Source organism: Nocardiopsis sp. NPDC058631 (assembly GCF_042716955.1).
GTDB lineage: Bacteria > Actinomycetota > Actinomycetes > Streptosporangiales > Streptosporangiaceae > Nocardiopsis.
In genome coordinates this window covers 25016-31486 of the sequence record NZ_JBHXQY010000079.1, presented here as the reverse complement: position 1 = coordinate 31486, position 6471 = coordinate 25016, and the positions used below count along the sequence as shown (strand labels likewise).

At 74.1% G+C, this 6471-nt stretch carries 6 protein-coding genes; 4 read left to right on the top strand and 2 right to left on the bottom strand.

Annotation, left to right across the window (positions count from 1 at the left end; all coding sequences use genetic code 11):
• Nucleotides 1–233 precede the first annotated feature (233 nt).
• Entirely contained in the window at nucleotides 234–470 is a 237-nt protein-coding gene (locus ACFWTE_RS22425; protein ID WP_378781705.1) for a hypothetical protein, read from the top strand.
• 43 nt (nucleotides 471–513) lie between these two features.
• Here ACFWTE_RS22425 and ACFWTE_RS22420 read toward each other — a convergent pair whose 3' ends face one another.
• Nucleotides 514–1467 carry a GNAT family N-acetyltransferase gene (locus ACFWTE_RS22420; RefSeq protein WP_378781703.1) on the bottom strand — a complete coding sequence of 318 codons (954 nt, stop codon included), beginning with the start codon at nucleotides 1465–1467 and terminating at the stop codon, nucleotides 514–516.
• Between the two features lie 448 nt (nucleotides 1468–1915).
• Here ACFWTE_RS22420 and ACFWTE_RS22415 point away from each other — a divergent pair, with 448 nt between their 5' ends.
• Nucleotides 1916–2767: an SDR family oxidoreductase gene (locus ACFWTE_RS22415; protein ID WP_378781701.1), complete on the top strand. Its 852-nt coding sequence runs from the start codon at nucleotides 1916–1918 to the stop codon at nucleotides 2765–2767.
• 49 nt (nucleotides 2768–2816) lie between these two features.
• On the opposite strand, the gene ACFWTE_RS22410 is transcribed toward ACFWTE_RS22415, so the two are convergent.
• A complete protein-coding gene (locus ACFWTE_RS22410) occupies nucleotides 2817–4730 on the bottom strand; it encodes a PASTA domain-containing protein (RefSeq protein ID WP_378781699.1) in 1914 nt (637 codons plus the stop codon).
• A 121-nt stretch (nucleotides 4731–4851) separates the two neighbouring features.
• Here ACFWTE_RS22410 and ACFWTE_RS22405 point away from each other — a divergent pair, with 121 nt between their 5' ends.
• Both ACFWTE_RS22405 and ACFWTE_RS22400 read left to right on the top strand, forming a co-directional pair.
• Nucleotides 4852–5880, top strand: coding sequence for an ADP-ribosylglycohydrolase family protein (locus ACFWTE_RS22405; protein ID WP_378781697.1), 1029 nt, complete (start codon nucleotides 4852–4854; stop codon nucleotides 5878–5880).
• Between the two features lie 39 nt (nucleotides 5881–5919).
• Nucleotides 5920–6438, top strand: a complete 519-nt coding sequence (locus ACFWTE_RS22400; protein WP_378781696.1) for a YbaK/EbsC family protein — start codon at nucleotides 5920–5922, stop codon at nucleotides 6436–6438.
• The last annotated feature ends 33 nt before the right edge of the window (nucleotides 6439–6471 follow it).

Genomic DNA, 6471 nt, shown 5'->3' with positions numbered 1-6471 from the left:
GGGGGGGGGGGGGGCCCGGGTCCACGCGCCCCCCCACACCTGTGTCCGGGGCCCTCCCGTGCCCCTGCCCGGTGCCTCCCGTGGTCACGGCGGAGGCGGCACGGCGCGGTGCCCGTGGCGCGGTGTCCACGGCACGGCAGGCGCCGGCTCCGATCACGGACCGGAGAGCGGAAAGCCCGGCGGATAAAGGGATTCGGGGGGTCGTGCCGGTCTCGTCGGGCTAGTGTGGAGACATGTCGATCTGGGCGTCGGACAACCGCAACGGGCAGATACGCGAGGCACTGACCATGCTCCTGTCCCAGGGGATCATCGACGACTTCCGTATCAGTCCGGAGGACGAGTTCCCGTTCCGGGTGACCGTGCCCGCCGGTGTGGTGCCGATGACAGAACACCAGGCGGCGCACTTCGCCCTGGGCGCGGCGGTGGGGCACTTCGGTCGCCTCGCCCGCGGTGACGACACGAGGGAGTAGCCCGGTGTCCGTGTCCCGCGTCGGTCCGGGGGGCGGCCCGCCCTCAGTCCGCGGTCCCGGCCTTGATGAGCGGGACCTCCCGCGTGAACAGCCGGAAGCCGACGCCGTAGTACAGTCCACGCGCCCGGGGATACCCCGGCGCCCCCAGGCAGACGACCGTCGCGTGCGTGGCCCCGGCCGCCCTCGCCAGGTGCATTCCGTGCAGGAGCATCGCCGTTCCCAGTCCGCGACGCAGGTAATCCGGATGTGTCCCGACCGGCTCGAACTCAACGGTCCTGTTCGCCTCGTCGAGCCACATGATCGCCGAGGACGCCATCGTCCCGTCCGGCGCCTCCACCAGGAGGTGCAGGTCACCGCGGTACGCCGCCGTCCGCCGGACGCCCTCGTAGGCTTCGGCCGTGTACGTGGAGGGCGCCCAGGCGTCCACGTGGGCCCGGACCGCGGCCTCCGGCCCGGCCTCGTCGGCGGTGCGGAACCGGAATCCGTCCGGTAGCGCCGGCTGTTCCACGTCGGTGAGGTCGCGCTCGTTGAGCTGGGTCCAGGTCCCGGTGTCGCCGAGCGAGGCCGGGTCGGTCCCGTAGCCGTGCGCCGCCCAACGCTCCAGGGCGAACTCGTCGGCGGCACCCGGCAGGACCGTACGTTCGAGGCCCGCGGCCGTGGCGTCGTACCAGTCGATGACCTCGTCGACCAGTCCGGTGTGGTCGGGGTGGACCTGGTACGCCAGGTAGGCGCCGGTGACGTCCTTGACCGACCCGTCGCTCCGTGTCGCCCGGTGCGGGAGAACGGCCCAGCCCCACGCCACCAGCTCCCCGCCGGAGAACCACAGTCGGCGCGGCCGGCCCGCGCCGTCGCCGACCTGCCATGTGCCCCAGTTCCAGGCCAGCTCGCCGTACGACGCGTCGCTGTTCACCAGTTCCGGGCGGGTGGCGGTGACACGCTGTGCCAAGCCCTGCATGAGTTGTAGGTCCGCTGCGGTCACACGTGCGGAGTTCGTCATGCGTATCACTGTCACAGGACGCCGCCACGCCGTCGAGCCATTTTTCGGGGCCGCCGATCGCGGCGGCGGCGGGGGGTGGGAGCGGGGGCCGGTCGCCCTTTCCCATGGGCGGACCGGAAACGTTGCCGGTGTGACGGGAGGGCCTCTGATGGCCGGGGCTTTCTGCGCATTCGTCCAGGACGAACCTCACTACCGCCTGGTGAGGGGGACCGGCGTGCGGGCACGGGGCGGAACGGGCGGCAGGAACCCCGGTGACCGCCCCTGTCCCTGGGGCGCTGGTCGGCTCCGCGGCCTGCGGTGCGGACGGCCGAGGGGCGCGCCTCGGGGAAACCGGTTCGACGGCCGGACTTGACCTCAATATTAGTTGAGGCCTGAGTGTGGGCCGTGGGCACCGACCGGGGCCCGGCCGGACCGGGGGTCCGGCCCGCACCGCGCAGAGGGAGACATCATGAACCAGCCGATCCTGGTCACCGGAGCCACAGGGGCCACCGGCCGCCACGTGGTGGCGGGGCTGCTCGCGGAGGACGTCCCGGTCCGCGCCCTCGTGCGGAACCCGGGCGCGGCCCGCCTGCCGGAGGGGGTCGAGGTCGTCCACGGCGACATCACCGACCCGGAGGCCGTCGCCTCCGCGGCGAAGGGCACCGCGGGCGCCTACCTGCTCTGGCCCGGGTTCGGCGGGGACGGGGTGGAGGAGACCGTGGCGGCCATCGCCCGGCACACCAGCCGGATCGTCTACCTCTCCGCGTCGGGCGTCCACGACGACCGACCGGTGGAGGAGAACGGCGTCTGGGGCCGGGTGGAGGCAGCGGTCCGCGCCGCCACCGACGAGTGGACCTTCCTGCGTGTGACCGGCCTCGCCACCAACACCCTCATGTGGGCCGACCAGGTGCCCGGCGGCGTCGTCCGGGCGCCCTACGGCGGCGCGTCCCGCTCACTCGTCCACGAGAAGGACGTCGCGGCTGCCGCCGTCCGCGCCCTGCTCGACGAGGGGCACACGGGGAGGAGCTACGACATCACCGGCCCCGAGACCGTCACGCAGGCCGACCAGGTCCGGATCATCGGCGAGGAGACGGGCGTCCCCGTCCGCTGGGAGGAGCAGCCCCTGGAGGAGGCCCGGGAGGAACTGGCGCTGGCCATGAACGACCGGGACTTCGCGGACGAGGCCCTCTCCCACTGGGCCGAGATGGTCAGCACCCCCGAACCCGTCGGCGACGGGGTGCGGGAGGCGACCGGCCGCCCTCCGCTGACCTACCGCGAGTGGGTGCGCGACCACCTCGCGGACTTCACCCCCGCGCGCTGACCGTGCGGGACGGCGCGGGGCCGGGGCGCGGCCTGTCGGGCCGGACCGGTCAGCAGGAGCCCCGGTCCACCCAGACGCCCCAGTCCTCGCCCATGCTCGGGGGGACGCCCTGGATCCACCAGCGCGCCTCGTACACGCGCCCGCGGTAGGCGGCCTGGTCCCCGGTGTCGTAGACGGTGTCGCCGTCCCAGGCCGCGGTCTCGCAGGAGCCGCCGCCGGAGTCGCCCCAGCCTCCGCCGTCGCCTCGCCCGCCGCCACCCCAGCCGTCGTCGCCGCGTCCGTCGTCATCGTCGCCGCGTCCGTCGTCGCCACGGCCGTCGTCATCGTCACCGCGGTCGTCCTCGGAGGGTGAGGAGGCCTCCTCCGACTCCTCCGCCTCGTCCTCGTCCTCCTCGTCCTCCGGCCCGAGGGAGACGGCGAGGGTGACGACGCCCTCCTCGGGCAGGATCGTGCCCGGCTCGGGCGTCTGGCCGCCGACCTCGCCCTCGGGCACCGTGTCGTGGTGCGCCTCGGTGACCTCGACCTCCAGGCCCAGGCCGGCGAGGGCGGACCCCGCTTCCTCCTGCCCCATGCCGAGCAGTGTCGGGACGATGACCCCCTCGCTGACGTGGACGGTGACGGGCTCGTCCCTGTCGCCCTCGTCCCCCGTCGCGGGGACGGTCGACAGGACCGTTCCGGGCGCCTCCTCTGGGGAGTGCTCCTGGACCACCTCGATGTGGATGAAGCCGGTCTCGCGCAGTGCCTCGCGCGCCTCGTTCTCGGTACCGCCCACCACGTCGGGGATCTCGGCGAACCGCGGCCCCGCGGACACCGACAGCAGGACCTCGTCTCCCCGCTCCACGTCGGACCCCGCGTCCGGGGTGGTGTCGGCGACGGCACCGACCACCTCGGTGTCGCTGTAGGTCTCGTCGAACGCCACGACCAGTTCGAGGTCCAGGGCCGCCAACCGCGCCTCGGCCGTTTCCGGGTCGCTGCCCATGACGTCGGGGAGCGCGGCTCCCCCCTCGGGGGCGAGGGCCCACCCGGCCGCGAACAGGGCGAGCACCAGCGCCCCCGCCACGACCAGCACCGGCGTGCGGCGCCACCCCGGAACGGGTCCGCCTCGGCCCTTCCCCGTCCCGTCCCGTCCCTCCGCGTCCTCGGCCGGAAGGTCGGTGACGACCGGGATCGGCCGGGTGTCGCCGTCGCGGTCGACGTCGGACCTGGGGAGGGACCGCTTCACCTGCTCGACGAGGGTGAGGTACTGACCGGCGTCGCGCGGGCGGTAGCGCGGGTTCGGGTCGGTCGCGTTGGCGACCAGCATGTCCAGGTCCGGAGGCAGGTCGGGGAGCACGGCCGAGGGCCGGAGCGGCCGGGTCTCGTCCGCCTCGGAGGGGTCACCGGTCATCAGCGTGTGGAGGAGCACCCCGACGGCGCGCACGTCGGTGCGGGTCTCGGGCCCGGCGTCCTCGGCGGCGTCGAACAGCAGCGGGAAGCCGGTGACCCGCACCAACCCGCCGTCGCCCATCACGACCTTGCCCGCGTCCAGGTCGCCGTGGACGATCCCCGACCGGTGGGCGGCGTCCAGGGCGGTCAGTACGTCGACGACGATCGAGAGCGCCATGTGCGGCGGGTACCGCAGCCCCTCGCCCCCGCCGTCCCCCAGTACCTCGGCGAGGGTCTCCCCGGGCAGGTACTCGGCGACCGCGTACACGTGCGCGTCGTCGTGCCCGTGGTCCAGGACCTGCGCCAGGCCGGGGTGGGAGACCGTCTCCAGCGTCTGCGCCCGCCCCACGAAGGCGTGCACCGCCCCGTGGTCCCCCAACAGCCACGGGTGGAGCACGGTGACCGCGACGGTCCGCTCCTCGCGGAGGTCGTGCGCTGCGTACACGGTCCCGGAGGCCCCGCTGCGGACACGGGAGCCCAGGACGTAGCGCCCGTGCAGTGTGTGACCGGAGAGGGGATCGGGAGTGGGGGTCTCCATGGGACGGATTCTACGGCTATGAACCATCATCTTTCGTCCTCGATCAGGCCGGATGCGGACAGGTTTCTGTCGATAGGGTCGAGTCGCAGCACCCCCGGTACCGAAACGTTGCGAGGAACCTGTGAACCTGCCTCTTCCCGGAAGCACGGACGACCGCGCCGTCGGCGTCCTCCTCGGTGCGGCCTGCGGCGACGCCCTGGGAGTTCCGTACGAGTTCGGTCCGGCGTTGACCGAGGACCAGGTGCCCCGGATGGTGGGCGGCGGGCTCGGACCGTACGAGCCGGGCGAGTACTCCGACGACACCCAGATGGCGGTGTGCATCGCCCGGACCCTGCGCGACCACGCCGACCCGCTGTCGGCGGAGGCGCTGTGCCGGACCGCCGACGCGTTCCTGGACTGGGCCGGCAACGGGGCCTCCGACATCGGCAACCAGACCCGCGCGGTGATGCGGGACTCCGGCCACGCCTTCGGGACGCCCGAGGTCGCCGAGGTGATGGAGCGGGTCTCCGCCCGGCGCTTCGACGACGGCGTCCCCAGCGCGGGGAACGGGTCCCTGATGCGTACCGGACCACTCGCCCTGGCCTACCTGGACGACCCCGGGGGCCTGGCGGTCGCAGCCGACCGGTACAGCAGGCTCACCCACGCGGACCCGCTCGCCTCCGAGGCGTGCGTGCTGTGGTGCGAGGGGGTGCGGCACGCGGTGGTCCACGGAGACACCGGCGGGGTCCGCGGCGGCCTGGAGCTGCTGCCGGAGGACCGGCGCGGCCAGTGGGGAGCATGGCTGGACGAGGCCGAGGTGCGGCCCCCGCACTTCTTCCACGACAACGGGTTCGTGGTGCGTGCCCTCCAGGCGGCCTGGTCGGCGGTGGTCCGCGAGCCCGACGGGTTCGTGCCCGCGCTCCGGGCCGCCGTCCGCGCGGGCAACGACACCGACACCGTGGCCGCGATCGCCGGGGCGCTGCTCGGCGCCCGCTGGGGCGCCGGGGCGATCCCGCAGGAGTACCTCGAAGCGGTGCACGGCTGGCCCGGGTACCGGGCCGACGGGCTCGCGGAGCTGGCCCTGGGGGCCGTCGCCGGGCCGGACGGCTCGCGCGGCCGTCCTCGCACCGGCCGCCCGGACGGTCCCCGCTCTCCCCTGGAGGGTCGCTAACCTGGCCCTTGTCCGCCATCCGACGACCTGAGGTGTTCCATGTCCACTGAACTTCGCTGGGTGCGCGCCGACGAGTGTCCGGACCTGCTGGCCGCCCCCGTGATGGAGGCCGTCCGGGGGCTCGGGGAGGCCCGCGTGGCCGAGATCGACCCGGACCTCGCGGACACCGCGCAGTTCTGCGCAACGTACGGGATGCCCCTGGACACCAGCGCCAACTGCGTCGTGGTCGCGGCCAGGCGCGGCGGCGAGGTGTCGTTCGCGGCGTGCATGGTGCCGGCCGACCGGCGCGCCGACGTCAACGGGATCGTGCGCCGCCACCTGGGCGCCCGCAAGACGTCGTTCGCCCCCATGGACGAGGCGACCGGGCTGACCGGCATGGAGTACGGCGGCATCACGCCGCTGGGGCTGCCCGAGGGGTGGCCGGTCCTCGTGGACGAGGCGGTCGCCGCCGCGGCCGAGGTGGTCGTCGGCAGCGGTCTGCGCCGCTCCAAGCTCCTGGTCCCGGGCAAGCTCCTCGCGGGCCTGCCGGGAGCCGAGGTACTGGCGCTCACCAGGTAGCGGCGGCGCCGATTGTCGACAGGCCGACAGGCC

Excerpts from the sequence above, each read along its gene's own strand:
- ACFWTE_RS22410 (WP_378781699.1), bottom strand. The coding sequence starts at position 4,730 with ATGGAGACCCCCACTCCCGATCCCCTCTCCGGTCACACACTGCACGGG.
- ACFWTE_RS22425 (WP_378781705.1), top strand. The coding sequence starts at position 234 with ATGTCGATCTGGGCGTCGGACAACCGCAACGGGCAGATACGCGAGGCA.
- ACFWTE_RS22415 (WP_378781701.1), top strand. The coding sequence starts at position 1,916 with ATGAACCAGCCGATCCTGGTCACCGGAGCCACAGGGGCCACCGGCCGC.
- ACFWTE_RS22400 (WP_378781696.1), top strand. The coding sequence starts at position 5,920 with ATGTCCACTGAACTTCGCTGGGTGCGCGCCGACGAGTGTCCGGACCTG.
- ACFWTE_RS22420 (WP_378781703.1), bottom strand. The coding sequence starts at position 1,467 with ATGACGAACTCCGCACGTGTGACCGCAGCGGACCTACAACTCATGCAG.